Origin of the sequence: uncultured Plantibacter sp., from assembly GCF_963518075.1 — a bacterium.
Classification (GTDB): Bacteria; Actinomycetota; Actinomycetes; order Actinomycetales; family Microbacteriaceae; genus Plantibacter; species Plantibacter flavus_A.
Window position 1 is genome coordinate 129,888 of the sequence record NZ_CAUQHZ010000011.1, and the last position, 24,832, is coordinate 154,719.

The following is a 24,832-nucleotide window of genomic DNA, read 5'->3' on the forward strand; positions in this document are numbered from 1 at the left end:
ATGTACCCGGAACGTCAGCGCGGCAGCAGCAGTGGCACGAGGCCCGTGAGGTCCGCGCGTTGGCCGGACGCGTGCACCGTGCCGCCGGCCATCGCCGTGGTCCAGTCGATGCGGCCTGAGGCGAGGGCGAGCCAGGTCGGCGCATCCATCTCGATGACGTTCGGCGGCGTGCCTCGGGTGTGGCGGGGGCCCTCGATGCACTGCACTGCGCCGAACGGCGGCACCCGCACCTCGACGGTGTTGCCGGGTGCCCGTTCGACGAGGAGCTCCAACAGGTAGCGGACCGCTGTCGCCGTGTCCGTGCGCGACGCCGGTGCGTCCCCGAGCGCCTGCTCCAGGGCAGCGCGACCGACGGCGTCCGTGATCCTGGGTCTGGCCATGCATTCGAGGCTAGGCCATTGCGCCTTAAGCTAGACGGGTGAAGATCCTCGTCCTCGGTTCCGGTGCTCGCGAGCACGCCATCATCAAGGCTCTCCTCTCCGAAGAGGCCGGGCACCACATCATCGCCGCCCCCGGCAACGCGGGCATCGCGGGCGACGTGACCGTGGTCGGCATCGACCAGGAGAACCCCTCGATCGTGCGTGACTTCGCCCGCGACGAAGCGGTCGACCTCGTCGTCATCGGGCCCGAGGCCCCGCTCGTCGCCGGCGTGGCCGACAAGCTGCGCGCCGCCGGCATCCCGGTCTTCGGCCCCAACCGCTCGGCGGCCGCGCTCGAGGGCTCGAAGTCCTTCGCGAAGCGGATCATGGACGAAGCCGGCGTGCCCACCGGTCGCGCGGTCCGCGCCGAGGACCTCGACGCAGCGATCGCCGCGCTCGACGACTTCGGTGCCCCGTACGTCGTCAAGGCCGACGGCCTCGCGGCGGGCAAGGGCGTCCTCGTCACCCACGACCGCGACGCGGCCATCCAGCACGCCACCAACTGGCTGGGCTACGACGGCGTCCTCGTCGAGGAGTTCCTCGACGGCCAGGAGGTCTCCCTCTTCTTCATCACCGACGGCGAGACGGTGCTCCCGCTCTCCCCCGCGCAGGACTACAAGCGACTGCTCGACGGCGACGCCGGCCCGAACACCGGCGGGATGGGCGCCTACTCCCCGCTGCCCTGGCTCGACAACCGCTTCGGGAGCGAGACGGCCTTCGTCGACGAGGTCCTGGAGACCGTCGCCGTCCCCGTCGTACGGCAGCTGGCGTCGGAGGGCAACCCGTTCCAGGGGCTCCTCTACGCCGGGCTCATCCTCACGGAACGCGGAATCCGCGTGATCGAGTTCAACGCACGCTTCGGCGACCCGGAGACGCAGGTCGTCCTCCCCCGGCTCGTCACCCCGCTGTCGGCGCTCCTGCTCGGCTCGGCCACCGGCACGCTCGACCAGCAGCCACGGCCCGCGTTCGCCGAGGCGAGCGCGGTGACCGTGGTGCTCGCGAGCCAGAACTACCCCGAAACGCCTGTCACCGGCCGGAGCATCACCGGCCTCGACGCCGCCGTCGCCGTCGAGGGGGTCCACCTCGTGCACGCGGCCACGGCCGACGTCGACGGTGGCCTGGTCGCCACCGGCGGCCGCGTCCTCAACGTCGTGGCCCTCGGATCCACCTTCCCGGAGGCACGCGGACGTGCGTACGAGGCGCTGTCGCGCATCGAACTCGAGGGCGGTCAGTACCGCACCGACATCGCCGCACGCGTCTCCTGATCGCGGCCCGGATGAGCGCAGCAGCGGGACTCGGGTCGTCGGCCGTCGTCGAGAGTCACGACGGCACCAGGCTGCACGTGGACGTGATCGGCGACGACGCCTTGCCGCCCCTCGTCGTCCTCGCCGGCGGTCCGGCGCGTCACCCGGTCTACCTCGGCGATCTCGCGGGCCTGAGCACCAGGCGTCGCCTCATCCTGCTGCACCAGCGCGGGGTCGGACGGTCCGAGAGCGGATCGTCGACCGCTGCGGCCAGCTGGCCGGAACTCGCCGAGGACGTCGAGGCCGTGCGTCGCTGGCTGGACGTCGACCGCCTCGAACTCCTCGGGCACTCCGCCGGTACCCGCGTCGCCGTGAGCTACGCCGCGCGCTACCCGCACCGGCTCGACCGCCTGTGCCTCATCACGCCACCCGCCACCTGGCTCGTCGACACGGACGACGACAGCGCGGAGATCATCGCCCGGCACGCGGCGGAGGACTGGTACCCCGGCTTCCTCGAGGCGCTGCCCGCGCTGCTCGCGGCGCCGGACTCCGCGTCGGGGAACCGCTTGTTCCCGGCGGTGGCGCCCATCGCCTGGGGCGAGTGGGACGACACCGCCCGCGAACACGAGCGTCTGGGCGCCTGGCACCCGGCCGCGCAGGACGCGTTCGTGCACACCCCCACGATCGACGAGGTCGAGGACATCCGCGACGCCCTCCGAACCGTCACGGCACCCGTGCTCGTGGTCGCGGGTTCCGAGGACGGCCTGACGGGACTCGCGCCCGTCGTCGCCCTCGCGCAGCGGTTCCCCCTCGGCCAGGCGATCGTGCTCGACGGGTGCGGACACTACCCCTGGGTGGAGCAGCCGCGATCCTTCGCCGCAGCCGTCTCCCCGTTCTTCCCCGTCGACTGAGGCGGTCCAGGACCGCAAGCCCTGTCGACGGGCGCCGCCACCGTGTTGACTGGGAGGGTGCAGACGTTCCTCCCCTACCCCGACTTCCTGGCGAGTGCCGAGGTCCTCGACGACAAGCGGTTGGGCAAGCAGCGGGTGGAGACGCTGCAGGTGATGAAGGCGCTCATCGTCCCGGGGTACGGCTGGCAGCATCATCCGGTGACGGCGATGTGGCGAGGGTATCGGCCCGCGCTCATGGACTACCAGGTCGCCACCTGCGCGGTCTGGGTCGGCCGAGGTCACGCCGACACCTGCCTCGAGAAGACCCTGCTGGCACTCGCCGACGCTCCGGACGACCTCGAAGCCTACGAGGCGGACGACTTCGAGCTGCCGCCGTGGCTCGGGCGGGCCGACGTCCATCGCTCCCACCGGTCCAAGCTCCTCGCCAAAGCGCCGGAGCTCTACAGCGGGATCTTCCCCGACGACCCGGCGACGCTCGACGACGTCTGGCCGGTGCCGACCGACTGATGACGGACAGTGTCGATGTGACCTTCGACGACGAGCTCGACGCGGCCGTCCGGGCTCGATGGCGCGCCCTGACCGAGGCCGGCTTACCGAGCCTGTCCACCCACCAGGGTGCCAGCAACCGTCCGCACGTCACCATGTCCGCTGGGGCGACGCTGGAGCTGCAGGGACGACCCGACTTCCGACCGTTCCCCGTCCGCCTCGGCGCCCCGCTGTTCTTCCCTCGTCGGTCGGGCGCGGTCCTCGCGCTCGGTGTCGTCCCAGGGGTGGCGCTGCTCGAGCTGCACGACCGGATCGCCGCGCTGGTCCAGGGCGCCTCCGACCACACTCGGCCGGGGTTCTGGACGCCGCACGTCACGCTCTCCCGTCGGCTGACCCGGGAGCAGACGGCCAAAGCGCTCGACACCTTGGCTGCGATCGGCCCGCTCCCGGACGGACGGGTCCTCGGCCTCCGATTCTGGAACGACGGCACCAGGACGGTCAGCGACCTCGTCGATACCTGAGCCGACCCGGTGTCGTCGCTCCGAACGCGTCACTCGGCGACTGCGCGACTCGCCGCCTCGGCCGCTGCGGTCGCTTGACCGTGTTGCGTCTCCGGGGTCGACCAGGACGCCGCCTTCGGCTTCTGGAAGAACAGCACCACGACGGCGCCCACGAGCGCCAACGCTGCGGGCAGGAGCAGCGACTGGGCCATCGCGGTGGTGAAGCCGGCGTGCAGGAACTCGGGCAGCTCGCCGCCCGTCACCTCGCTCACGCCCCCGGTCGCCCCACCGGGAGCGGCGGGCAGCTCGGCCGCGAGGCGTCCCTGGATGAGCGCGGCGATCGCGGCGCTGCCGAGGACGGCTCCGATCTGACGGGTCGTGTTGAACACACCTGAGCCGGCGCCGGCCTGGTGCTGCGGGAGCCCCCGGGTGGTGAGATTGGAGACCGGGCCCCACATGAATCCGTTGGCGAGACCGAGGACGGCGCTCGGGAGGAGCAGCATGAGGATCGGCTGCTCCGGCGTGAGCAGGATCGAGTACCAGCCGAGCGCGAGGGCCAGCAGGAGGAGCCCCGCGAGCGCGAACCACTTCGGGTTCACGCGGTCGATCGCCCGCCCGACCACGGGCGCGAGGCCAGCGGAGAGCACGGCCATCGGGACGAGCATGAGCGCGGACTGCGTCGGGGTCAGGCCGCGGACGGTCTGGTAGAAGAAGACGAGCGGCAGCGACATGCTCGTGATCGTGAACCCGATCGTCGAGATCGCGAGGTTGCCGACCGAGAAGTTGCGATCGCGGAACAACGCCAGCGGGAGCAGCGGCTCACCCTTCATGACGGCCTGCCACACGACGAACAGGCCGAGGACGACGACACCGGCGATGATGAGACTCCACACGGTGATCGGACCGGTGATCGTGCCCCAGTCGTAGCTCTGGCCCTCCTGGATGCCGAACACGAGGAGGAACATCCCGAGCCCGCTGAGGACGACCCCGAGCACGTCGAACTTGTGCGGGTGCGTGGCGAGCGCGGGGACGTTGCGCCAGACCATGATGAAGCCGATGACACCGACGGGCACGTTGATGAAGAAGATCCATTCCCACCCGAAGCCGTCGACGAGCACGCCGCCGAGGATCGGGCCGACGAGCGTCGCGACACCGGCGGTCGCTCCCCAGAGACCCATGGCCGCGCCACGGCGATCCGGCGGGAAGATGCGCGTGATGACGGCCATCGTCTGCGGGGTCATGAGCGCCGCACCGAGACCTTGCACGACGCGGGCGACGATGAGCATCTCGATGGAGCCCGACAGGCCGCACCAGAGCGAGGCGAGGGTGAAGACGACGAGACCGGTGAGGTAGAGGTTCTTCGGGCCGAAGCGGTCGCCGAGACGACCGGTGATGAGGAGCGGCACGGCGTAGGCGAGCAGGTAGGCGCTCGTGGCCCAGATGACGTTGTTGATGTCGGTGTCGAGGCCGCGCATGATCGCGGGGTTCGCCACGGACACGATGGTCGTGTCGATGAGGATCATGAAGAAGCCGATGACGAGCGACCAGAGCGCCGGCCAGGGGCGCACCGCCCCCTTCGCAGGAGACGGGACGCCGGCGGGCGGCGGCGTGGGGGATGCGGACATGATGTCCCTTTCTGCATGGAGGACGGGTTCGCGTTCGGGACGCGAGGATGAGCGGGACCGCCGGCCGGACTGGTCGGTCGTCCCGGAGGTTCAGGTGGAGGGCGTCGGCTGAGCCGACACGGGCGGGGTCGCCGCCTGCTCGTGGAGTGGCGCACGGGTCCCCGGCACGTGCCAGGCGAGTGCACCGTCGGCGATCTCGGCGAGGAGCGATTCGAGGTGGGCGATCTCGGCGCGCACCATGGCGGCCGAGTAGGGGACGTTGATCCAGTACACGCGCGGGATCCCGCGTTCGAGCGCCCACGTCATGCGGCGATCGAGGTCGGCGAGCTCGGCCTGCTGCCGGAGGATACGGGTCTCGAGCAGCATCCGCACCTCCTCGGCGCCCAGTTCGTGGGCCTCGGACAGCGCGAGCCCGAGCTCCGGGTACTCGTTCGTGGGGGTGCTGAGCAGCTCGCGCAGCCGCTCCCCCAGCAGGTGCCGACCGAGATCGGTGATCTCGAACATGGTGCGCTCGGGACGGGCTCCCTCGCGGTCGGTCCCGGAAGCGAGCACGAGGCCGTCGGCCTCGAGTCCGTAGACGGCGCGGTAGAGCGAGCCGGGACTCACCTTGACGACGCGGTCCTCCTGGCGGTGGAGCGCGAGTTGGTACATCTCGTAGGGGTGCATGGGTCGCTCGGCCAGATACCCGAGCGCGGCGACGGCGAGCGGACCGAGCGGCTTGACCTTGCCCATGACCCCCACCATCGTTCCGCTCGAACTATTCCACATGGAATATACGCTGCCGTCGACGCTGACGCAAGGCCGACGATCGGCCAGAGAGGAGGCCATGCGCGATAATGAACGAGTGAGCGCACCCTCGGAGACCAACGCCTGGAACCACGTCTACTCGGGCAAGGTCCGCGACCTGTACGAGCCGGCCGCCGGCCCCGACGACCTCCTGCTCGTCGTCGCGAGCGACCGGGTGAGCGCCTTCGACCATGTCCTCGAGCCGGGCATCCCCGGCAAGGGCGATCTGCTCACCAGCCTGAGCCTCTGGTGGTTCGACCAGCTCCGCGAGGTGCCGAACCACCTCGTGCCCGATCATGAGCTCGACGCCGCGGGCGTCGCGGTGTCCAGCATCCCGGTGGAGTTCGCCGGGCGCGCGATGCTCGTCAGGAAGCTCGACATGTTCCCCGTCGAGTGCGTCGTCCGCGGCTACCTCACCGGCTCCGGCTGGAAGGAGTACGTCGCGAACCGCACCGTCTGCGGCATCCCGCTGCCCGACGGTCTGCGCGACGGCGATCGCCTGCCCGAGCCGCTGTTCACCCCCGCGTACAAGGCGCCGCTCGGCGAGCACGACGAGAACATCTCGTTCAGCCGCATGGTCGAACTCATCGGCGAGGACGACGCGGTCGCACTGAAGGACCTGTCACTCGGCATCTACGAGACGGCATCGCTCACGGCGGAGCGTCACGGCGTCATCCTCGCCGACACGAAGTTCGAGTTCGGCCGCAACCCGGCGACCGGCGTCATCACGCTCGGCGACGAAGTGCTCACCTCCGACTCCAGCCGATACTGGGACCGCGACGTCTACCTGACGAGCGACGACCCCACCGCACGGATGGCGAGTTTCGACAAGCAGATCGTCCGCAACTGGTTGGCCCACAACTGGGACCAAAACGACGCCTCGACGCCCACACCACCGACCCTGCCTGCCGAGATCGTCACGCAGACGGCCGCCCGCTACCGCGAACTCCTCGAGCGCCTCACCGGCACCGGTCGCTGATCGAGGTACCGGTCAGCTCGTCTTCCGACGGGCACGGAGCCGAGCACTGTCGGCCAGGATGGCCTGCGCATCGGGCAGCGGCCCCTCCGGCACGATGACACCCATGAGCGTGGCCGTCTTCTCGAGCGCGTCGCGTGCATCGTCGGCCGCGAGCCGTGCCTCGACGAGATCGCATGAATCGTCACTGCCCACCTCGCTGCGTGTGCCGCTGCGCTCCACGAGCTCCCGCTGCAGCCGCTCCGCAGTGGCGTACATGCGCGTCAGCGTCCAGAGCGAGGTCCACGGAAGGTCGTCACTCAGCCCGATGAGGTGATCGTTGAGCGGATCGATCCACCGCGACGGCTGGTGTCCGCCGTCCAGTCGGCGGCGGCGGTTGCGTCGCTCGGCCGACGCGAGCAGGAGGACGGCGACGAGGATCGCACCGAGCAAGGCGCCGACGACGTCGAGCCCGGGCGCCCAATCCGGGTCGAAGCCGGGGAGTGACACGGACGAGCGTTCGTCGTGCACGAGCCACCACTCGACCAGCACGCCCGCCGTCGCACCGAGGACGAAGCCCGCGAGGAGGAGGAAGGCACCGAGCAGGAGGGTGATCCTCCGCCGCAGCTGGTGACCGCGCTGCTGACCCTCGGTGAGCTCGCCTCGTTCCGCGAAGGGATCCACGACCATGAGGCGACCACCGACACGGACCACCCCGGGGTGGCGAGTCGTGACCGTCATGGCCCGAGGATACCCCACAAGGTGGGTCATGCGGCGGGATTCACGAGCCGAGATCGGCGGAAATCCGCGGCGGATCGACCGCGCTGGCCCCCGGAATGGGGGCGCCCGAAGGGGTCACGCCACCTTGGCGGGCCGTCGCCGAGCCGTCGTCGGGACCCCGCCAGGCTTATCGGACGATCCGCGCCAGGTCGAAGCGCACCCCGTGGTCCGTTCAGGGTCGCACCCCGACGCGGGGGAAGGCGCCCGACGCAGCTGCGGCGAGCGCGTCGTCGACGTCCTGCAAGGGGAACTCCGGGCCGACGAGTTCGGCGAACGGATACCGACGCCACGCACCGGTGAGGAAGTCGACCGCGCGGGCCAGATCCCGCGGTCGGTAGTTGTGTGCCCCGCGCACCGTGAGGAGGCGTCGGACGATGCGTTCGGCGTCGATGCCGAGCGGCGCACCGGGCGACACACTGCCGACGAGGACAGCTGTTCCACCGATCGACAGCGACGCGATGGCGGCGTCCACGGCACGGGCGTCACCGGACATCTCGATGGCGACGGGGAAGCCCTCCACACCCGCCGCGAGGTGTGCGGCGTCGAGGTGCTCGGCGGCGCCGATGGTGGGGTCGACCGTCGCGATGGCCCCGAAACGGCCGGCGAGCAGCCGGCGGGCGGGGTCCGGATCGCTCACGACGACGCGTGCCCCGGCATCGGCCGCCATGGCCGCGACGGTCAGCCCGAGCATCCCGGCGCCGGTCACGAGCACCGCCGTGCCGGGCAGGTCGTGCCCGGCCGCATCCAGTGCGGCGATCGCGGTGGCCGTCGCGCAGGACGCGGGCGCGAAGACGGCGGCGGGCGGCGTCTCCCCCACGATGACGATGGCCGTGCCCTCGAGGAGTTCGACGTGGGTCGCGAACCCACCGCTCAACTCCCACCCGCGGTGCACCCGGTCGTGCCCGTACTTCGCGAGCCGGCGGCACTTCTGCTCCAGGCCGGCGGAGCAGCGGTCGCAGACGCCGCAGCTCACGACGACCGACCACACGACCCGCATCCCAGCGACGAGGACGGTGCCGTCCACCGCCGTGACCGGTCCCCCGACCGCGACGACGCGTCCCACCTGTTCGTGCCCGAGGACGAGCGGTGTGGCGGCGTCACGGTGCCCGAGGACGGTGTGCACGTCGGAGCCGCACACGGTCGCCAGTTCCACCTCGACGAGGACGTCCCCCGGCCCGAGCGTCACCCCGGGCACCGCCATCGCCTGGTGCGGGTGCCCGGGCCCCTGCCAGACCATCGCGATCGGCGACGGTCTGATGAAGACGTCGTTGCCCGCGTGCGCGGTGAGCGTCGTGTGCATGGTTCCCCCCGGTCGGTCGTTCAGTCGAGACCGAGGAGCGCGGGCAGCTCGGCGATGCTCGTGATGATCTCGTCGGCGCCCGCCGCGAGCAGCGTCTCCTCGTCGTGCGCTCCGGTGAGCACCCCGACGACGAGCCCCGCGCCGGCGTTCACCCCGGACAGCATGTCGCTTGCCGTGTCGCCGACGACGACGACGGTGTCGACGGCGCTCGCTCCGAACCGGAGGAGCGCCGTCAGCGGCAGGTCGGGCGCTGGACGCCCTCGGCCGGCGTCGGCGGGTGACAGGGCGTCGTCGGCGAGCTCGGACCACCCGAGGCTCGCGAGGAGTGCGTCGCGCGTCGCCGGGGCGAACCCGGTGGTGAACACGACCCCCACGCCGAGCTCGCGGAGCCGCCGCACCGTGTCCTCGGCTCCGGGGATCGCCTCGACGCGCCCCTCGCCGACGAGGCGCTCGTAGGCCGCTTCGAAGGTGGCGTTGCCGGAAGCGGCTCGAGCCTCGTCGCCGTCGGTCAGCATGAGGAACACGTCGAGCTTCGACTGGCCCATCGTGTCGCGGACGAGCTCGATGGCCGCGTCGAGCGCGTCCTCGGTGTCGATGCCGATCGTCTCGGCGGCGACGCGGAAGGCGTCCTCGACGACGCCGTGGTCCGAGACCGTCGTCCCGGCGAGGTCCAGGACCACCAGTTCGAGCAGGAGGTCGTCCTCGTGTGCGTCGTCGAACCCGTCCTCCAGCTCGTCGAGGTCGTCGAGGTCGGTCTCCACGTCGTCGAGGTCGGGCGCCGCGGTGCTGTCCTGCTGGGGTCGATCGATGCTGGTCACGAGAGGCCTTTCTGAAGGTGGGCTGATGCGGCACGGATGCTGGTCGGCTGCGCCGGCGAGAAGGTCGGGCCGAGGTGCTCGGCGACGGCCAGCTCGCCGAGCGCGGGTCCGGTCGTCATCCCGATGCCCGTCGTCGCGGCGACCACGCGGACGCCCGGGGTCGGTTCGTCGATGAGCAGCTCCTCCGGGGCGGTGGCGTAGACGCCCTGCCAGCGTTCGAGGACGTCGAGCCTCGTCCCGAACAGCGCGCTTCCTGCCCGGAGGAGTTCGTCGAAGGCGTGCTCGGACTGGAACGGGGAGACCGCCTCGCCGCGGCTGTGGGTGTCGCCGAGGATGATCGACCCGTCCGGCAGCTGGGTCGCCATGAGGTTGACGTCGAGCGAAGCGAGCCCGGGGTGGTCCTGCTGCAGTCGCTCCCGGAGTGCCGGGATGGCGGGCGAGTCGGCGAATCCCGCGTAGCGCAGGAGCGACCATCCGGTCAGGAGCGGCGCCGGCATCGGCATCGGGAGCTCGGCGCGCACCCGGACCATGTCGAGCGCGCATCGACGGACGACCGCCCGCTCGGCCAGCTCGGGGAGGAGCGTGTCGATGTCGTGGTTCACCGCGACCACGGTGAGGCCTGCGGCGATGACGCCGCGGCTGGTGTCGACGAAGCCGGAGCGCAGTCCGGTCACGGTCGTCCGGCGCCGGAACTCGACACCGCGGCGTTCCAGGTACGCCGTGACGGCGCCCAGCGCTTGGCGCGGGTTCACTTGGAGGTCGCGCGGCAGCCAGGCGCCGCCCACCACGTCGTCGGCGCTGATCGGCACCTGCTGCAGGAACTCGGCCGCGTCGTACAGGCGGACGTCGGCCGCGGCACCCGCCTGGGCACGGGACGCCGCGAAGTCCTCGAGGACGCGCAGCTCGTCGAGGTGCCGGGCGACCACGTGCGTGCCCGAACGCCGGACCCACAGCCCCGCGTCCTGCTCGAGTCGTTGCCAGATCTCGGCCGAACGCGCGGCGAGGCGCGAGGCGAGCCCGGCCTGCGGCGTCGCCGCCAGGTGGCCGAAGTTGCGGACCGACGCGCCCTGGGCTTCGGCCGAGCGTTCGACGACCACGACCTCGGCACCGGCGTCAACGGCGGCGAGCGCCGCCGACAGCCCGACGATGCCGGCTCCGACGATCACGACGTCGGCGCGATCGGCCGAAGCACCCAGCGAGCCGACGCCGAGGCCGACCCGCGCCGCCGACACCCCGCCGCTCATCCGTCGTCCGTTCACGAGAACACCCTCCGCATCCACATGGCGATGCCCTCGACGACGAGGACCACCGCGAGGATCATCAGCACGATGGCCGTGACCTGGTCGTAGTTCCCGCCCTGGTCCGCCTGGATCAGGTAGTAGCCGATGCCGCCTCCGCCGACGATGCCGAGCATGGTCGCGGCGCGGATGTTCGTGTCGAGCGTGTAGAAGGTGTGCCCGACCAGTGCGCGGGCCCCCTGCGGGAGGGTCGCGGCGGCGTAGACCTGCGGTCGGGTCGCACCGACGGCGATCAGCGCCCGTTCCGGTCCGGGCGCGACCTCCTCGAAGGAGTCGGCGATGAGCTTGCCGAGGAGGCCGATCCCGCATATGCCGAGCGCGAGCGTCCCCGCCTGGGCACCGAGCCCGGTGACGACGATGAGCAGGATCGCGAGGATGAGCTCCGGGATGCCGCGGATGCCGACGAGCGCGAACCGGGCGCCGGCGCGGACACCACGGTTCGGGGCGACGTTCCGTGCGGCGAGGGACCCGATGACGATCGAGCAGACGAGGGCGATGAGGGTCGCCGCGAAGGCGATCGCGACGGTCTCGAACATCGCCTCGACCATCTGCTCCGTCGTGCGCATGCCGAACGACGGCGGCCAGAGACGGGCGAGGACGTCGGGCGCCTTCGCCCAGAACGTCACGAGGTCGCCCCACTGGATGTCCGACACGACGACGCCCCAGACCACGACCGCCACGGCGAGCCAGGCACCGACGGTGTCGCGGACGCGGGCCGGCGTCCAGGGGCGCTTCGCTGCAGCGGCGATCCGGGACTCGGCGCTCGGAGCAGCGGTCGTCCGACTGCTCCCATTCACCGCGCGACGCGCGTCCCGACCCGCAGCCACCCGACGCACGACGCGGTCACCGAGTCCGCGTCCGGTCGGCTGCACCCCGAGCATCACGGTGCGCACGGTGCTCGACACGATCTCCATGACGACGCACAGCGCGAAGATGACGATCGCGAGTCCGATGCCGAGCGAGTAGTCGAGTGACTTGAACGCGAGCGACAGTTCACGGCCGAGGCCGAGGACGCCGACGTAGCCGAGGAGGACCGAACCGCGCAGGTTGATGTCGCCGCGGTGGAGGACCGTGGCCACCCAGGACGGGAGGACCTGCGGCAGGACGCCCGAGGTGAACTCCTGCAGCTTCGAGCCTCCGGCCGCCCGGATCGCGAGTCGCGGCCCTTCGTCGACCTGCTCGATCGCGTCCGCGAAGAGCTTCGAGATCATGCCGACGGAGTGCAGCCCGATCGCGATGATGCCGGGCAGTGAGCCGAGCGAGAACATGAGCACGAGGATCATCGCGATGACGACGTCCGGCACGGCACGGCTGAGCACGCCGATGAACCGACCGACTGCGCGCCAGGCCGGTCCCGGGGTCGTGTTGGCGGCTGCGAGGTACGCGACCGGGATCGAGAGCACCGCAGCGAGGACGGTGCCGGAGATCACGATCCCCAGGGTCAGGGCGGTGAGCGACAGCAGTTCCCCGGCCGGCGGGAACGTGATCGTCCCCACCCGGTTGAAGAAGTTGACCGCGTTGCCCCAGCTCGCCACCATGTTCGGGATCGAGATCCCGACCTCGAGGAGCGAGTAGACCGAGAACGCGAGCAGCGCGACGAGCGTGAGCACGGCGGCGATCGTCTGCGGGCGGAGCCGACCGACCGGGACGGGTCCGGAGAGTCCGGGCGGGCGGTCGGCGGGCGGTGCCGTCTTCGCGGGCGCGGTGACGACCATCAGCGGGTCCTGCCAGGTCGACGGAGCTCGTCGGGCTCGCGGCCGTCGACATCGGCGTCGAACTCCCACTCCGGTTCGTCGGGGAGTTCGTCCTCGCCCACGCGCTCCTCGACGCCGAGCAGGCCGCGGAGGTCGTCGTCGGGGTCGCCGAGCAGCTCGTCGGTCTCCAACTCCACGGCGATCGCCTGCAGCTCACGGGTGCTCGTCGCGACCCGGCCGTAGATCTCCATCACCTCGGTCTTCGACAGGCCGTCGGTCGTGGTGTCGAGGACCACCTCGCCGTGCCGGAGACCGACGATACGGTCGCCCCAGGAGAGCGCGAGGTCGACCTGGTGCAGGCTGCACACGACGGTGAGTCCACGGTCGATCGCGATCTCGCGGATGAGGGCCATCACCTGCTCGCTCGACTCCGGGTCGAGGGAGGCGACGGGCTCGTCGGCGAGGAGGATCTCGGGGTCCTGCATGAGCGCTCTGGCGATGGCCACGCGCTGCTGCTGACCACCGGAGAGGGTGTCGGCGCGCTGGTAGGCGCGCTCCAGGAGGCCGACGCGGTCGAGGTGGCCGAGCGCCTTCATCTTCAGGTTGCGGCCGTAGCCGAGGATGCCGAGACGTGGTCCGCGGACACCCGCCAGCGAACCGGTCAGGACGTTCTCGAGGACGGTGAGCGACGGGACCAACTCGAACTGCTGGAAGACGAATCCGACGCGGGCGCGGAGCCGGCGCAGGGCGCGCTGCCCGAGGGCCGGCACCTCGTCGCCGAGGACCGAGACGGACCCGGCGGTGGGCCGCTCGAGACCGTCCAGGTGACGGAGGAGCGTCGACTTGCCGGATCCCGACAGGCCGAGGAGGACGACGATCTCACCGCGACGGATGTCGAGGTCGACGCGCTGCAGGGCGACCGTCCGGTCGAAGCGCTTCGTGACCCCGCGGAGACGCACGAGCGGTTCCGCTCCGCCGGGTGCGGTGTGACGCGCCTGCTGCTCGGTGACGCTCATGACTGCTGCCTCTCGTGAGGTTGGTGGTGATGCGGACGTCGCACCGCGACGGGCTCGGTGACCGGGAACCGGAGCACCGGTCACTGCCCTTCGACAAGCTCAGGAACCGCTTGTCGAAGGGCGGTGCCGGTGCTCAGATCAGGCCTGGCACTGCTTGGCGTTGGTCTTCTTGCAGATGTCGCGGATGGTGTCGTAGTACGCGTCGTCGACCGGCGAGGTGCCGTAGAAGGTCGCGCGGAAGGCGTCGCTGTCGGCGCTCTTCACGCCGGAGTCGATGATCTGATCGATCGTGACCTCGGCGAGGGCCTTCTCGAGCTTCTCCTTCACGTCGGCGGGCAGGGAGTCGGACTCGACGATCGGCGCGCCGGGGACCATCGTGCGGTCGATGACCTTCACGCCGTCGTTCTTCTCGACCTCGGAGTCCTCGGCGAAGCCCGCCTCGCACTCGACGCCCTCGGCGGTCTTCGTCACCGAGACGTCGTGCTTGCCGGCGAAGACCGGGGTGATGTCCTTCTCGGGGTCGATGCCGGCCTCGAGCAGGTTGTAGCTCGGGAAGAGGTACCCGGACGTCGAGGACGGGTCGACGAAGCAGACCTTCTTGCCCTTGAACTCCTCGATCTTGGTGATCGACGAGTCCTTCGGGACGATCGCCTCGGAGTAGTAGCCCGGCTCCTGCCCCTCGACGGTGATGATCGACGAGATCGGCGTGATCTTGGCCCCGTTGTTGAGCGCGGTGACGTAGGTGAAGCCGGAGAAGGACGCGACGTCGATCTTGCCGGCGACGGCCGCCTCGATGAGGGCCGCGTAGTCGGTCGACTCGTGGTATTCGACCTTCTTGCCGGTCTCCTGGGCGATGTAGTCCATGAGCGGCTGGTAGTTGGTCTGCGTGTCGACCGAGTCGGGGACGACGCCGAAGACGAGGGTCTGGTCGTCGACCGCGAAGGTCCCGGCCGCGGCTGAACCGGTGTCGGTGGCGCTGGCGCTCGAGCAGGCGGCCAGGCCGATCGAGAGGAGGGCGGCGGCGCCGAGCGCAGCGACGCGGGTGAGGGAGAGCTTCATGTGCTGGGACGTACCTTTCAGAAGGACCGATGCACCCGCCCGCTCCGCGCGTGGCTCCGGTGGAGCGGAACCGCGAGTGACCGACGCGGGCACTGCTGTGTGCCGTACGTGTGATCACGCTACGAGCGGCACCCGAACAGGGCCGGGCCTCCCGGTGAACAGGAGGTGAAGCCGAGCGGAAGGATCGATCGGGCAAGCCACGGTCGTCGTCTGCCGAGCCCGCCTAGACTGCTGGGATCCGCCCATCCGAGCAGCAAGGCAGGTGAGTCGTTTGCCTCTCGACCCGATCTTCGTCGAACGAGCGCGGACGCACCGTGCCTACCTCATCTCGACCGCACTCGAGCAGGCGAAGGCCTTCTTCCTGCGGCCGAAGACGACCACCGTCGCGCGCCCGAAGCCCGCTCCCGCCGCGGACCCGAAGGCGACCTCCCCGAAGGCCACCGGACCGAAGGCGAAGCCCTCGAGCCCGACGGCGAAGGCCACCACCGCCGCACCCCGCCGCAAGAAGACACGCGCACAGCACCGCAAGGCCGCGCGGAACTGGGACAAGAAGGAGTTCGCGACCGTCGGCGTCCCGGGCCCGGAGCTGCGCATCGAGGAGCACACGATCCCGGTCGCCGGCTTCCCCGACGTCCGGATCCGGCTCTATCACCCGCCCACGGCCGACGGAGACCAGGCGGTGCCCGCGGTCCTGTCCTTCTTCGGTGGGGCGTTCCGCATCGGCGGGATCGACTACCCGACGACCGACGCGGGGTTCCGTCGTCGGGCGGCCGACGCCGGCGTGGTCATCGCCGCCGTCGACTACGCGCTCGCTCCCGAGCACCGGTACCCGACCCAGCTGGAACAGGCCCACGCGGCGCTCGAGTGGCTGTTCGCCCAGGCCACGACGCTCGGGATCGACACGGGGCGGATCGCCGTCGCCGGGGTGTCCGCCGGCGGCAGCATCGCGGCGGCGCTCACGCTCGCGAACCGTGAACGCGGCCGGCTGCCCATCCGACTCCAGCTGCTCGAGGTGCCGGTCACGGACCTCACCGGCGGCCACATCGACCTCCGTCCTGTGCGGGAGATGGGCATCCCGAGGATCTTCGCGATCAAGGAGCTGCGCTCCGTGGCGAAGACCTACCTCCTGGACCGACGTCAGGCGAAGGAGCCGCACGCGTCGCCCCTCCTCGCCCGGTCGCACGCGGACCTCCCCCGCGCCGTGATCCTCACGGCCGAGTACGACCCCCTCCGCGGTGACGGCGCGGCCTACCTCGCCGCGCTCCGGGCCGACGGCGTCGACGCGAGCGGGACGATGTACCTGGGCGCGACGCACGACACCCCGATCTTCGGCGGCGTGCTCCCTGCGGCCCGCCGCTGGCACGACGACGTCGTGACCGCCCTGCGGTCACTCCACGACGCGGACTGAGTCGGGTCGCCGCGCCCAGCGGCTTCCCCTCGGACCGGAAAGCTGGAATCGTGTCGGCATGGACGCCCACGACATCCGGAACGCCTACCTCGACTTCCTCGAACGGAACGGCCACGCGTTGATCAAGCGGGCTCCGCTCGTCCCGCGCGGCGACACGAGCACCCTCTTCAACGGCAGCGGGATGCAGGCGCTCCTGCCGTACCTCCTCGGTGAGGATCACCCCGACGGACGGCGGTTGACCGACAGCCAGCCGTGCGTCCGGGCCCAGGACATCGAGGACGTCGGCGACAACCGGCACACCACCTTCTTCGAGATGCTCGGCAACTGGTCGCTCGGCGACTACTTCAAGGAGACGCAGATCCGGCAGTTCTTCACCTTCCTGGTCGACATCGTCGGACTGGATCCGGAGCGGATCTCCGTCACCTGCTTCATCGGCGATCCCGCGAACGGCATCCCGCGCGACGACGAGGCCGCCTCGATCTGGGCGTCGGTGTTCGCCGAGCGCGGGGTCTCCAACGGGATCGCGGAGATCGGCTCCCAGGCCGACGGCGACGCCCGCGGGGTGCGGCCCGGTGAGCGGATCTTCTTCTACGACGGCGGCGAGAACTGGTGGTCCCGCGGCGGGTCACTCGAGGGCACCCCGATCGGTGACCCGTGCGGCCCCGACAGCGAGGTGTTCTACGACTTCGGCCCCGAGTTCCAGGACCCGTCCTACGGCCTCGCGCATCCCGCGAGCGACGGCGGACGGTTCATGGAGATCGGCAACCAGGTGTTCATGCAGTACCGACGGCGCGAGGACGGCTCGTTCGAGGAACTCGCCAGACGCAACGTCGACTTCGGCGGCGGCCTCGAACGCATCGCCGCCGCGTCGATCGACTCCGACGACGTCTTCCGCATCTCGCTGCTCTGGCCCATCGTCGAGCGCCTCGAGGAGCTCACCGGGAGACGCTACGAGGACGAGACCACCGCCATGCGCATCATCGCCGACCATCTGCGGGGTGCGACCTTCCTCGCGGTCGACGGTGTGCGTCCGTCGAACAAGGAGCAGGGCTACGTCATGCGACGACTGCTCCGACGGGCGATCCGGCTGGCGCTCTCGCTCGATCTCCACGAGAACTTCTTCGGCGAGATCGTGCCCGTCATCGCCGGGTTGTACGCCGACGACTACCCGGAGGTGGCCGCCGCCCGCGACGAGGTCGTCGCCGTCCTCGTCAAGGAGGAGCAGTCATTCCGGCGCACGCTGGGCGCAGGGCTCCAGATGGTCCAGGGGTACGCCGGACGGGTCATGACGGGACACGACGTGTTCCGGCTGTCCGACACGAACGGCTTCCCGAAGGAGCTGACCATCGAGGAGGCCGGGCGCCTCGGCATCGAGGTCGCTTCCGACTGGGAGACGGAGTTCGCCGCCGCCCTCGCCGAGCAGCGAGCGCGGTCCCGCGGGGCGACACACCTCGGCGCAGCGGGACTCCCGGGCGGCGACACCGCCTGAGGGCCGGCCTCGCTCAGTCGCGCTTGAGCATGTCGATGCCGGCGCCGGCGAACTGCCGGAGGGTCGCGTCCGGCAGGAACGCACGGGTGAGCGCCGCCGCGATCCGCGTGAGGTCGCCCTCGTCGCGGTACAGGAGGTAGATCGGCTCCGATCGCGGGTTGAACTTCTGCTTGAACCGGTGGAGGGACGAGAAGCCGTACACGGGCTCCAGGATGCCGCTGAGCTGACCCAGCAGGTGCGCGATGCGGCCCTCGTCGTCCTCCACCCGGTGCGCGAGCGGCGCACCCGAGAGCGAGAGGATCTGCGCGCCCTCCTCGGCGAAGATCTTGGCCGAGGAGGCGATGAGGAACTCCATGACCGAACCGAAGCCCTCCTCGCGGCGCCGCATGAGGTCGAGCGTCCATCCGCGGTGCTCGCCGTCGGGGCCGAAGACCGGGAGCCAGCTGAGGAAGCCGTCGACGTCGCCGTCCGGCGAGATCGCGAGTGCCAGACGGACCTCGGGGTCGTCGGCCTCCTGCAGGGTCCCGAGGGTGAACCGCATCTCCGGCAGACCCTTGTCGCCGACCCAGCCCTCGGAGATGGCGCGGATCTGCTGTCGGACGCCCCACGTCTCGGCGCCATAGGTGCTCATCCGGAAGACCATCCCCTCGCGCTCGGCCTTGTTGAGCGCCGTGCGGATGTTCGACCAGGCCTTGCCGGTGAACGCGAGACCGGGAAGGTCGACGATCGTGTCGTCCGCGATGATGAGGTCGCGCCATCCCTCGGGCATCGCGTCCTTCGTCCCCTGGCTGGAACTGAAGAAGCACGGGATGAGGGAGTCGCGCTCGGCCGCCTGGACGAACTCCGCGACGCTCGTCCGCAGGTGATCCGGTGGGCCGAGCGGGTCGGCCAGCACGATCGCGACACCGGCGTGCTTCTGGTAGGGCACGAGGCCCACCGAGGTGCGGAAGTACTCCATGCCGTCCCACGTGGCCATCCAGGAGAGCGAGCCGCCGCCTTCGGTCCGGATGAGCGCGCGGGCGTCGTCCGCCGACGGCAGGTCCTGCTGCTGCTTGTGCCCGACGCCGAGCTGTCGGCGTCGGTGGGATGAGAACGCGCTGCGGGTCGCGACGAGGTAGACGAGGAAGGCGAGCCAGAGCACCGACGTCGCCAGGAACACGTCGGTGTCGCCCCAGTCGATCGGGAGGTCGGCGGGATCGAGCGGCGACAGCGCCAGGTACAGGACCGCGACCAGGACGTTGAGGATCGCCCAGACGACGCTCAGCACCCACGCCCAGCGACGACCGAGCCGCAGGCCGTTGGCGACGACGATGATCACGACCGTGTCGATCGCGACGTCGAGCCACGGGCCCTCCGCCGGAGCGGTCGGACCGAACGGGCCGTTGGTCGGCACGAGCAGGGCGACGATCTGGACGACGCCGAGGGCCACGCTCGTCGTGAACGCGAGCAGTCGGCGCTCGCGCACACTGGCCCGCTGGATGCGGAAGGAACGGTTCACCGCGAGGACGAAGAGCACCGCGAAGGCGTGCTCGAGGTCCGCGAGCGACCCGATGAAGAGGACCCCGATCGCGGCGTAGGACGCGACGATGATCCAGCCCCGCTGCCGCCACGGAGAGGCGAAGAGCGACACGCACGCGGCGAAGCAGGCCATCGTCCCGCCGGAGGGACCGACGTCGAGCATCCCGGCGAGGCTCGTCGCCCACGGCCAGGGCAGGTGACTCGCGGCCCAGAGGAACCCGGCGGTGGCGAGGACGGCGACGAGCTGACCGGCGGCGAAGGTGATGAGCGCGACCTTCGATCCCCGCCACCACTCCAGCAGGCCGACCCAGGCGAACCCGATCACCGCGAACACGTAGGCCCACGGCTCCACGACGAGGAACGTCCCGGTGACGGGAGTCCACCAGCGCCCGGCCTCGAAGGCGGGCAAGCCGTAGGCGACCGCGTCCCACCACGGTTGCGCCGTCGTCGACTCCCAGAGGCCACGCCCGACGACACCCACGACGAGGACGACCAGCACCAGGGCGATCGTGACCGGCACCCGGGCGACCACCGTTCGGATCCTCATGCGCGCCGCCCCCTTCGTGGTTCCACGGAGCACACGCGCGCCGTGCGGTCGAGGCTACAGAACGGCCTCGCGGGACCGCAACGCATCCCCGTCCGGCAGGCTGGCCAGCGCGAGCCAGAGTTCGGCCCGAGCGGCGAAGGTGTCGAGCGGTCGCCCGAGCACCTGTTCCACCCGGGTGATGCGGTTGCGGAGCGTGTGTCGATGGATCCCGAGTCGCCGCGCGGCGGGCTCCCACTGGCCGTTCGCCTCGAGCCAGCCGCGGAGGCTCGGCACGAGGTCGGAGCCCTCCTCGCGGTCGACGCGGAGCACGGGCTCGAGCAGTTCCTCGGCCACGGCGGCGGCGCGGACGGGGTCGAGCAACCCTGCCATCCCTGCCGCGGCGAGCGCCCCGAACCGCACGACGGCCTCGCCTGCGGAGACGGCGTGCTCGTGCGCGGAGACCGCCTGCTCGATCCCCGTCGGCAGATCGGCGAGCGCGAGGGATCGGGAGAGTCCGAGCCGCCGTGCGGGGGCCGCCGCGATCACCGCCTCGACCGCCCGATCGACGTCCGTGTCGGTGTCCCCCTCAGCCGCTGCGAGAAGCAGGACGGGCCGTCCGTCCTGCTCGGCGACGAAGAGCGAACCCGGACCGAGCGTCTCGGCCCGTTCCAGCTCGGTGAGGAGCGCCTCGCGCCCGTCGGTCGGCCCGGAGCAGACGCCGACACGAACCGCTCCGCTCGGCAACGGCGTGCCGAGCTGTTCGGCGACCTCGCGCGCCGCGGCGGCCTGTCCGGCGCGGAGCAGCTGCCAGACACCGGTGCGCAGCGAGCGCCCCGCCCGTCCGAGTGCGCCGCCCTGCTCGAGGGTGAGCCCGGCGATGGCGACGACCGAGGTCACGACGCTCTGGGCCGCGGCGTCCAACGGGCCGTCGGTCCCGGCGATGGCGAGCACGCCCCGGAGGTCGCCGCGTCGGCCGAGGGTCTGCAGCGACACCGTCCGCGTGCGGCTCGCGAGCGTCGCCCCCGAACGCTGTCCGCGGCTCAGGAGCATGGTGGCCTCGCCGGCCACCCGCTCCAGGAGGCGCTCGGCCTCGGGAGCGGCGGTGGGCCCGTCGCCCGCGATCGCCACCGGGGTCGCGTGCGCGTCGAAGAGCACGACCCAGGCGCCGAGGGACCGCGCGAGTTCGGTCACGACGGCGACCGTCGCGTCGGGACGGAGCGCGGCGAACGCGATCGCACGCTGGGCGCCCAGTGCCCAGGCGTCCCTCGCCCGAGCCGCCTCGGTGAGGAGGTCGGCCGCGTACCGGATGACGGCGATGAACGGCGTGCGGTACGGGACCTCGACGAGCGGCATCCCGTGCGCCGCGCAGGCCTCGGCGAGTTCCGGCGGTGTCCCGGCCGTGATCACCTCGGTACCGAACCCCAGTCCGGCGACACCGGCGTCGGCGAGGCGGGCGACGTACGCCTCGACCTGCGTCGTCGACACGGCGGTCCCGAACTGCGTGCCCGTCGTGAGCAGCACCTGGTCGGCGAGGAGGAAGGGCGTGGGGTCCGGCAGGTCCGACCCGGATACCCAGGCGACCTGCCGGTCGAGGGCGCCCTCGGTTCCTGCCACCACGAGCTTCAGGCCGAGCGCACGGTGGTCGAGGAGGTCCTGCAGCGTCGGTGCCATGGCGCGAGTCTACGCAGGGATGCCGGATCGTCCAACTGAAGCCGCTGGTATGGACAGACTGTCGACTGTACCGATGCGGACCGCTGCCTAGCCTGGTGGCACTGCTCGCGGACGACCTCGGCGCCCCCGCCGGACGCGGCAGCCGAAGGAGTACCGATGACGAGCAGCACCGCAGCCCCCGCGCCCTCCATCCTCGGCGGACCCTCGCTCCCCCAGGAACGTCGCCTCGTCACCGCCATCCCCGGACCGATCTCCGAGGAACTCATGGCCCGGAAACACGCTGCGGTCGCGTCCGGCGTCGGCACGACGATGCCGGTGTTCGCGGCCGGCGCGGGCGGTGGCGTCCTCGTCGACGTCGACGGCAACTCCCTGATCGACCTCGGGTCCGGCATCGCCGTGACCGGCGTGGGCAACAGCAACCCGCGCGTCGTCGAGGCCGTCGCCCGACAGCTGCAGGAGTTCACCCACACCTGCTTCACCATCACCCCCTACGACTCCTACGTCGAGGTCGCCGAGGCGCTCAACCGCCTCACCCCCGGCGACCACGCCAAGCGGACGGCACTGTTCAACTCGGGCGCCGAAGCGGTCGAGAACGCGGTGAAGATCGCCCGCAGCCACACGAAGAAGCAGGCGGTCGTCGCCTTCGACCACGCGTACCACGGCCGCACGAACCTGACGATGGCCCTCACTGCGAAGTCCATGCCGTACAAGAGCGGCTTCGGCCCCTTCGCCTCCGAGGTGTACCGCGCACCGCTGTCCTACCCCTTCCGCGACGGCGGGCTCACCGGCGCCGAGGCGGCACAGCGCGCGATCACCCAGATCGAGAAGCAGATCGGCGCCGACAACCTCGCGGCGATCATCATCGAACCCATCCAGGGCGAGGGCGGCTTCATCGTCCCGGCGGACGGCTTCCTGCCGGCCCTGCTCGACTGGGCCCGCGCGAACGACGTCGTCTTCATCGCCGACGAGGTGCAGACCGGCTTCGCCCGCACGGGTGCGATGTTCGCGTCCGAGCGCTTCGACATCGTGCCCGACATCATCATCACCGCCAAGGGCATCGCGGGCGGCCTGCCGCTCTCCGCCGTCACCGGACGCGCGGAGATCATGGACGCCCCGCACGTCGGCGGGCTCGGCGGCACCTACGGCGGCAACCCACTCGCCTGTGTCGCCGCTCTAGCGGCCATCGAAGCGTACGAGGAGGAGGACCTCGCAGCCTCGGCCCGGGCGATCGAAACCCGCATCGTCGACCGCTTCACCGCGGCGCAGACCTCCGACCCCCGCATCGGCGACATCCGCGGGCGCGGCGCCATGATGGCGGTCGAGTTCGTCGACCCGGCCACCGGCGAGCCCGACGCCACCCTCACGGCACGCGTCGCGAAGGCCGCCCACCAGGCCGGCGTCATCGTCCTGACCTGCGGCACCTACGGCAACGTGGTCCGCTTCCTCCCACCGCTGACCATCCCCCTCGAACTGCTCGACGAAGGACTCGACGTCGTCCTCGAGGCGCTCGCCGCGGACTGACGCCACGCCCGCCGGTCCCGCCCTTCGACAAGCTCAGGAACCGCCTGTCGAAGGGCAGGGACCGAGGCGGCCCCCGCAGCACAACCCCGGACCCTGAGCTTGTCGAGGGGCATGCACGCTGAAACACTGTGACCGACGGCACCGACACCACCAAGGAGCTCCCCCCCCCATGACCGACGCACGTGAAACCGATCTGCTCGCCAAGGTCCCGAACGGCCTGTTCATCGGAGGCGTCTGGCGCGACGCGACGGAGGGCGCGACGCTCGACGTGAGCGACCCGTCCACCGGCGACGTCATCAAGACGATCGCGGACGCCTCGGTCGCCGACGGCACGGCGGCCCTCGACGCCGCGGTCGCAGCCCAGGACGAGTGGGCGGCGACCGCTCCCCGCACCCGCTCCAACATCCTCCGGAAGGCCTTCGACCTCCTGCAGGAGCGTCGCGAGGAGTTCGCCCTCCTCATGACGCTCGAGATGGGCAAGCCGCTCGCCGAGGCGAACGGCGAGGTCACCTACGGTGGTGAGTTCCTCCGCTGGTTCTCCGAGGAGGCCGTCCGCATCTCCGGACGCTACGGGTCGAACCCCGAGGGCACCGGCATGATGACCGTCTCGCAGCACCCCGTCGGCCCGTGCTTCCTCATCACCCCGTGGAACTTCCCCCTCGCGATGGCGACCCGCAAGATCGCCCCGGCGCTCGCAGCCGGCTGCACGGTCGTCGTCAAGCCCGCCGAGCTCACCCCGCTCACGACCCTGTACTTCGTGAAGCTGCTCGAGGACGCCGGGCTCCCCGCCGGCGTCGTGAACGTCATCACCACCTCCAGCTCCTCCGCGGTCTCCGGCCCGATCATCGCCGACCCGCGGCTCCGCAAACTGAGCTTCACGGGATCGACGGCCGTCGGCCAGAAACTCATCGAGCAGTCCGCGAAGAACGTCCTCCGCACCTCGATGGAGCTCGGCGGCAACGCCCCGTTCGTCGTGTTCGAGGACGCCGACCTCGACAAGGCCGTGGAGGGCGCGATGGCCGCCAAGTTCCGCAACATCGGACAGGCGTGCACCGCGGCGAACCGCTTCATCGTCCACCGGGACGTCGCGGATGAGTTCGCGAAGCGCGTCACCGACAAGGTGAACGCGTTCCGCATCGGTCGTGGCACCGAGGACGGCGTGACGATCGGCCCACTCATCGACGACCGCGCGGTCACGAAGGCGAAGACCCTCGTGGGCGACGCCGTCGAGCGCGGCGCCGAGGTCCTCACCGGCGGCGAGGCCGTCGACGGACCGGGCACCTTCTTCCAGCCGACGGTCGTCACCGGGGTCGTACCGGGGTCCGACATCCTCCGCGAGGAGATCTTCGGCCCGGTCCTCGCGATCGTGCCGTTCGACGACGAGGATGAGGCCGTGCGGCTCGCGAACGACACCGAGTACGGGCTCGTCTCCTACGTGTTCACCACCGACCTCGCCCGCGGACAGCGCATGATCGGCCGTCTGCAGACCGGCATGATGGGCCTCAACGTGGGCGTCATCTCGAACGCCGCAGCACCGTTCGGTGGTGTCAAGCAGTCGGGCATCGGACGCGAGGGCGGGCTCGAGGGCATCCACGAGTACCTGTACACGAAGTACACCATGACGCCCATCGGCTGATCCACCTCGGTCGGCACAACGGAAACCGTCGCCGATCACCGATCCGACCGGCGACCTCGCCATCCTCGGTTCCATCCGACCGCCGGATCCGCCATACTCGACTATCGGCGCCGGGCCCGAGCACCACCCGAGCACCACCCCGGTCCCGAGCGCCACCCGGTCACCCGAGCAC

At 70.9% G+C, this 24,832-nt stretch carries 21 protein-coding genes; 9 read left to right on the forward strand and 12 right to left on the reverse strand.

Features of this window, described 5'->3' with window-relative positions; genetic code table 11:
- Window positions 1-14: 14 nt before the first annotated feature.
- Window positions 15-380: a sterol carrier family protein gene (locus tag RWN05_RS13730; RefSeq protein ID WP_064294203.1), complete on the reverse strand. Its 366-nt coding sequence runs from the start codon at window positions 378-380 to the stop codon at window positions 15-17.
- 38 nt (window positions 381-418) lie between these two features.
- On the opposite strand from RWN05_RS13730, the gene purD reads away from it, so the two are divergent.
- Genes purD through RWN05_RS13750 form a run of 4 tightly spaced genes read left to right on the forward strand, consistent with a single transcriptional unit; the run spans window position 419 to window position 3,581 of the window.
- Window positions 419-1,684 (forward strand): phosphoribosylamine--glycine ligase, encoded by a 1,266-nt coding sequence (purD, locus tag RWN05_RS13735; RefSeq protein WP_314139926.1) that lies wholly within the window; start codon window positions 419-421, stop codon window positions 1,682-1,684.
- Between the two features lie 11 nt (window positions 1,685-1,695).
- The gene (locus RWN05_RS13740) at window positions 1,696-2,574 is read left to right on the forward strand and encodes an alpha/beta fold hydrolase (RefSeq protein ID WP_285038364.1); all 879 of its coding nucleotides are present in this window, start codon (window positions 1,696-1,698) and stop codon (window positions 2,572-2,574) included.
- Window positions 2,575-2,631: 57 nt separating this feature from the next.
- On the forward strand, window positions 2,632-3,081 hold the full coding sequence (locus RWN05_RS13745) for an MSMEG_6728 family protein (protein ID WP_314139928.1): 450 nt from the start codon (window positions 2,632-2,634) through the stop codon (window positions 3,079-3,081).
- 17 nt (window positions 3,082-3,098) lie between these two features.
- On the forward strand, window positions 3,099-3,581 hold the full coding sequence (locus tag RWN05_RS13750) for a 2'-5' RNA ligase family protein (RefSeq protein WP_314139929.1): 483 nt from the start codon (window positions 3,099-3,101) through the stop codon (window positions 3,579-3,581).
- Window positions 3,582-3,610: 29 nt separating this feature from the next.
- Here the strand turns inward: RWN05_RS13750 and RWN05_RS13755 are convergent, their stop codons facing one another.
- Together RWN05_RS13755 and RWN05_RS13760 are read right to left on the reverse strand one after the other, a co-directional pair.
- Window positions 3,611-5,185, reverse strand: coding sequence for a DHA2 family efflux MFS transporter permease subunit (locus RWN05_RS13755; protein ID WP_314139930.1), 1,575 nt, complete (start codon window positions 5,183-5,185; stop codon window positions 3,611-3,613).
- Window positions 5,186-5,275: 90 nt separating this feature from the next.
- Entirely contained in the window at window positions 5,276-5,917 is a 642-nt protein-coding gene (locus RWN05_RS13760; RefSeq protein ID WP_314139931.1) for a PadR family transcriptional regulator, read from the reverse strand.
- A 94-nt stretch (window positions 5,918-6,011) separates the two neighbouring features.
- Between RWN05_RS13760 and RWN05_RS13765 the strand changes: the two genes are divergently transcribed.
- Window positions 6,012-6,950 carry a phosphoribosylaminoimidazolesuccinocarboxamide synthase gene (locus RWN05_RS13765; RefSeq protein WP_314139932.1) on the forward strand — a complete coding sequence of 313 codons (939 nt, stop codon included), beginning with the start codon at window positions 6,012-6,014 and terminating at the stop codon, window positions 6,948-6,950.
- A gap of 12 nt (window positions 6,951-6,962) precedes the next feature.
- On the opposite strand, the gene RWN05_RS13770 is transcribed toward RWN05_RS13765, so the two are convergent.
- The 7 genes from RWN05_RS13770 to RWN05_RS13800 all read right to left on the reverse strand — a co-directional run bounded on the left by RWN05_RS13770 (window position 6,963) and on the right by RWN05_RS13800 (window position 14,891).
- On the reverse strand, window positions 6,963-7,667 hold the full coding sequence (locus RWN05_RS13770; RefSeq protein ID WP_314139933.1) for a hypothetical protein: 705 nt from the start codon (window positions 7,665-7,667) through the stop codon (window positions 6,963-6,965).
- Window positions 7,668-7,878: 211 nt separating this feature from the next.
- Complete coding sequence (locus RWN05_RS13775) at window positions 7,879-9,006, reverse strand: zinc-binding dehydrogenase (RefSeq protein ID WP_314139934.1); 1,128 nt, start codon at window positions 9,004-9,006, stop codon at window positions 7,879-7,881.
- A gap of 20 nt (window positions 9,007-9,026) precedes the next feature.
- Window positions 9,027-9,824, reverse strand: coding sequence for an HAD family hydrolase (locus tag RWN05_RS13780; RefSeq protein ID WP_314139935.1), 798 nt, complete (start codon window positions 9,822-9,824; stop codon window positions 9,027-9,029).
- Window positions 9,821-11,083: a TIGR03364 family FAD-dependent oxidoreductase gene (locus RWN05_RS13785; RefSeq protein WP_314139936.1), complete on the reverse strand. Its 1,263-nt coding sequence runs from the start codon at window positions 11,081-11,083 to the stop codon at window positions 9,821-9,823. Before RWN05_RS13785 ends, RWN05_RS13780 begins: the two co-directional genes overlap by 4 nt.
- Window positions 11,080-12,837, reverse strand: coding sequence for a phosphonate ABC transporter, permease protein PhnE (gene phnE / locus RWN05_RS13790; protein ID WP_121291604.1), 1,758 nt, complete (start codon window positions 12,835-12,837; stop codon window positions 11,080-11,082). The genes RWN05_RS13785 and phnE overlap by 4 nt, the downstream gene beginning before the upstream one ends.
- Window positions 12,837-13,832 carry a phosphonate ABC transporter ATP-binding protein gene (gene phnC, locus RWN05_RS13795; protein WP_314139937.1) on the reverse strand — a complete coding sequence of 332 codons (996 nt, stop codon included), beginning with the start codon at window positions 13,830-13,832 and terminating at the stop codon, window positions 12,837-12,839. Before phnC ends, phnE begins: the two co-directional genes overlap by 1 nt.
- 138 nt (window positions 13,833-13,970) lie before the next feature.
- Window positions 13,971-14,891, reverse strand: coding sequence for a phosphate/phosphite/phosphonate ABC transporter substrate-binding protein (locus RWN05_RS13800; RefSeq protein WP_314139940.1), 921 nt, complete (start codon window positions 14,889-14,891; stop codon window positions 13,971-13,973).
- Between the two features lie 262 nt (window positions 14,892-15,153).
- On the opposite strand from RWN05_RS13800, the gene RWN05_RS13805 reads away from it, so the two are divergent.
- Window positions 15,154-16,299 carry an alpha/beta hydrolase fold domain-containing protein gene (locus RWN05_RS13805; RefSeq protein WP_314139941.1) on the forward strand — a complete coding sequence of 382 codons (1,146 nt, stop codon included), beginning with the start codon at window positions 15,154-15,156 and terminating at the stop codon, window positions 16,297-16,299.
- Window positions 16,300-16,357: 58 nt separating this feature from the next.
- A complete protein-coding gene (locus RWN05_RS13810) occupies window positions 16,358-17,788 on the forward strand; it encodes an alanine--tRNA ligase-related protein (RefSeq protein ID WP_314139942.1) in 1,431 nt (476 codons plus the stop codon).
- A gap of 13 nt (window positions 17,789-17,801) precedes the next feature.
- Here RWN05_RS13810 and RWN05_RS13815 read toward each other — a convergent pair whose 3' ends face one another.
- Together RWN05_RS13815 and RWN05_RS13820 are read right to left on the reverse strand one after the other, a co-directional pair.
- Window positions 17,802-19,853, reverse strand: a complete 2,052-nt coding sequence (locus tag RWN05_RS13815) for a DUF2156 domain-containing protein (protein WP_314139943.1) — start codon at window positions 19,851-19,853, stop codon at window positions 17,802-17,804.
- Window positions 19,854-19,907: 54 nt separating this feature from the next.
- A complete protein-coding gene (locus RWN05_RS13820) occupies window positions 19,908-21,503 on the reverse strand; it encodes a PucR family transcriptional regulator (RefSeq protein ID WP_314139945.1) in 1,596 nt (531 codons plus the stop codon).
- 156 nt (window positions 21,504-21,659) lie between these two features.
- Here RWN05_RS13820 and gabT point away from each other — a divergent pair, with 156 nt between their 5' ends.
- Window positions 21,660-23,024 (forward strand): 4-aminobutyrate--2-oxoglutarate transaminase, encoded by a 1,365-nt coding sequence (gene gabT, locus RWN05_RS13825; RefSeq protein ID WP_314139947.1) that lies wholly within the window; start codon window positions 21,660-21,662, stop codon window positions 23,022-23,024.
- Between the two features lie 169 nt (window positions 23,025-23,193).
- Entirely contained in the window at window positions 23,194-24,660 is a 1,467-nt protein-coding gene (locus RWN05_RS13830) for an NAD-dependent succinate-semialdehyde dehydrogenase (protein ID WP_079001414.1), read from the forward strand.
- Window positions 24,661-24,832: the final 172 nt, after the last annotated feature.

Bases quoted from the DNA above. Each gene is read 5' to 3' on its own strand.
- RWN05_RS13730 (WP_064294203.1), bottom strand. From the start codon at position 380: ATGGCCAGACCCAGGATCACGGACGCCGTCGGTCGCGCTGCCCTGGAG.
- RWN05_RS13740 (WP_285038364.1), top strand. From the start codon at position 1,696: ATGAGCGCAGCAGCGGGACTCGGGTCGTCGGCCGTCGTCGAGAGTCAC.
- RWN05_RS13755 (WP_314139930.1), bottom strand. From the start codon at position 5,185: ATGTCCGCATCCCCCACGCCGCCGCCCGCCGGCGTCCCGTCTCCTGCG.
- RWN05_RS13760 (WP_314139931.1), bottom strand. From the start codon at position 5,917: ATGGGCAAGGTCAAGCCGCTCGGTCCGCTCGCCGTCGCCGCGCTCGGG.
- RWN05_RS13765 (WP_314139932.1), top strand. From the start codon at position 6,012: ATGCGCGATAATGAACGAGTGAGCGCACCCTCGGAGACCAACGCCTGG.
- RWN05_RS13770 (WP_314139933.1), bottom strand. From the start codon at position 7,667: ATGACGGTCACGACTCGCCACCCCGGGGTGGTCCGTGTCGGTGGTCGC.
- RWN05_RS13775 (WP_314139934.1), bottom strand. From the start codon at position 9,006: ATGCACACGACGCTCACCGCGCACGCGGGCAACGACGTCTTCATCAGA.
- phnE (WP_121291604.1), bottom strand. From the start codon at position 12,837: ATGGTCGTCACCGCGCCCGCGAAGACGGCACCGCCCGCCGACCGCCCG.
- phnC (WP_314139937.1), bottom strand. From the start codon at position 13,832: ATGAGCGTCACCGAGCAGCAGGCGCGTCACACCGCACCCGGCGGAGCG.
- RWN05_RS13800 (WP_314139940.1), bottom strand. From the start codon at position 14,891: ATGAAGCTCTCCCTCACCCGCGTCGCTGCGCTCGGCGCCGCCGCCCTC.
- RWN05_RS13810 (WP_314139942.1), top strand. From the start codon at position 16,358: ATGGACGCCCACGACATCCGGAACGCCTACCTCGACTTCCTCGAACGG.
- RWN05_RS13815 (WP_314139943.1), bottom strand. From the start codon at position 19,853: ATGAGGATCCGAACGGTGGTCGCCCGGGTGCCGGTCACGATCGCCCTG.
- RWN05_RS13820 (WP_314139945.1), bottom strand. From the start codon at position 21,503: ATGGCACCGACGCTGCAGGACCTCCTCGACCACCGTGCGCTCGGCCTG.
- gabT (WP_314139947.1), top strand. From the start codon at position 21,660: ATGACGAGCAGCACCGCAGCCCCCGCGCCCTCCATCCTCGGCGGACCC.
- RWN05_RS13830 (WP_079001414.1), top strand. From the start codon at position 23,194: ATGACCGACGCACGTGAAACCGATCTGCTCGCCAAGGTCCCGAACGGC.